The organism is Cellulomonas septica, assembly GCF_012396155.1.
GTDB classification, from domain to species: Bacteria; Actinomycetota; Actinomycetes; order Actinomycetales; family Cellulomonadaceae; genus Cellulomonas; species Cellulomonas septica.
On record NZ_JAAXOY010000691.1, the window covers coordinates 1 to 1,855 of the forward strand.

Sequence of the window (1,855 nt, forward strand, 5' to 3'; positions counted from 1 at the left end):
CTCCGCGGTCTCGGTGGCCGTCGGCGTCGGCGTCGGGGTGGGCGTCGGGGTCGGCGTCGGCACCAGGCCCGCGTACTCGGGAAGCGTGCCGTCGAGGACCGGGACGTCGAACGTCGACGCGCCCCACGTGTCCGTGCCCAGCGTCAGCGAGACGAGCCCGCCGGGGATCGTGTCGACCGCGGCGAGCCGGACGTCGACGCGGTCGTCCCCGTCGGTGCCGTCGAGCAGCACCGTCGCGCCCGCGGGCACGTCGACCGTCGTGGGCTCGGAGCCCTCGAACGTGAACGTCACGCGCTCGTCCTCGGAGCCGTCGTTGACGAGCCCGCCGTGCAGGACGCCCGGGGCGCCGTCGCCGTCCGACAGCACCATGAGGTTGTCGCCACGGATCTCGCCGACGGTCACGCGGACGCCGTCGGACGCCGCGTACTCGTCCTGCGTCGTGATCGGGTTGGTGGCCGAGCAGCCCGCGAGCGCGAGCGCGGCGGCGGTGGCGCCGGCGATCGCGAGGAGCCGGGGGGTGCGGAGGCGGGGCGAGGTCACGATGACTCCTCGGGGCGTCGGGTGCCCCAGTGCGGGGATCCGGTCAGGTCGACGGCCGTCGCACGGCTGCGCCGGCGGGCAGCCGGCGAGCGTCGAGGACGACCGCACGGCCAGCCTAGCCGCCCGCGGGCCGTGACCGGGCGCGGCGCACGCGCGTGACCTGCCCGGGAGGAACCTACCCGGGCGTTCGCCCAGGTCGTGGGTCCGACGTCCCGCGCGTCGAGGGTGCCGGTGTGCGGTGCCGCCGACGAGCACCGCGCTGACCTGCAGTGATGCAGGTCTCACGCCGTCGGGGAGTCAAATCGGGCGTGATAAGATACACGTCTGCGAAAGGGGACGCCTGCAGATGACTTTCACTGTTGGGGAGACCGTTGTCTACCCGCACCACGGTGCAGCGTTGATCGAAGAGATCAAGACCAGGACCATCCGCGGAGAGGACAAGATCTACCTCAAGCTCAAGGTCGCCCAGGGGGACCTGACCATCGAGGTCCCGGCGGAGAACGTCGACCTCGTGGGTGTGCGTGACGTCGTGGGCCAGGAGGGCCTCGACCGCGTGTTCGAGGTGCTCCGCGCCCCGTACACGGAGGAGCCGACCAACTGGTCGCGCCGCTACAAGGCCAACCTCGAGAAGCTCGCCTCGGGCGACGTCATCAAGGTGGCCGAGGTCGTCCGTGACCTGTCGCGGCGTGACGCCGACCGCGGCCTGTCCGCGGGCGAGAAGCGCATGCTCGCCAAGGCCCGTCAGATCCTCGTCTCGGAGCTCGCGCTCGCCGAGCACACCGAGGAGGAGAAGGCCGAGGCCATCCTCGACGAGGTCCTCGCGTCCTGACCCCCGTCCAGCACGTCGGCCTCGCTCACCCCGCCCCCGCGTCCCGGTGAGCGTCGCCGCCGTCCTCACGGCCGCCGGCAGCGGATCGCGCCTCGGCCACACGCTGCCGAAGGCCCTCGTGCCGCTCCATGGCGAACCGCTCGTCGTGCACGCCGCACGACGGCTGCTGGCGGCCCGCACGGCCGCCGGTGAGCACGTCGTGACCCTCGTGGTCACCGCACCCGCCGACCACGTCGACACCGTCCGCTCCCTCCTCGGGGGGCTCGGTGGCGACGTGGTCGTCGTGCGTGGGGGGCCGACGCGCCAGTCGTCGGTCGCCGCCGCGCTCGACGTCCTCGCGTCCCGCGACGGCGTCGACGTCGTGCTCGTCCACGACGCCGCCCGCCCGCTCGTGCCGCCCGCCCTCGTGGCGCGCGTCGTCGAGGCCGTGCGCGCCGGACACGACGCCGTGGTCCCCGGTGTGCCCGTGACCGACACCGTCAAGCA

3 protein-coding genes are annotated in these 1,855 nt (G+C 73.5%); 2 read left to right on the forward strand and 1 reads right to left on the reverse strand.

The annotated features are described in order from the left end of the window. Positions 1-540 (reverse strand): hypothetical protein (locus tag HGA02_RS18155; protein ID WP_168680690.1); only part of this gene is annotated, 540 nt, incomplete at its 3' end. A 346-nt stretch (positions 541-886) separates the two neighbouring features. Here HGA02_RS18155 and HGA02_RS18160 point away from each other — a divergent pair. Beyond that, positions 887-1,369 (forward strand): CarD family transcriptional regulator, encoded by a 483-nt coding sequence (locus tag HGA02_RS18160; RefSeq protein WP_013769765.1) that lies wholly within the window; start codon positions 887-889, stop codon positions 1,367-1,369. Positions 1,370-1,415: 46 nt separating this feature from the next. Further along, a partial coding sequence (locus HGA02_RS18165) for a 2-C-methyl-D-erythritol 4-phosphate cytidylyltransferase (RefSeq protein WP_168680692.1) occupies positions 1,416-1,855 on the forward strand: 440 nt, incomplete at its 3' end.

Coding starts and splice junctions, on each gene's coding strand:
- HGA02_RS18160 (WP_013769765.1), top strand. CDS start 887: ATGACTTTCACTGTTGGGGAGACCGTTGTCTACCCGCACCACGGTGCA.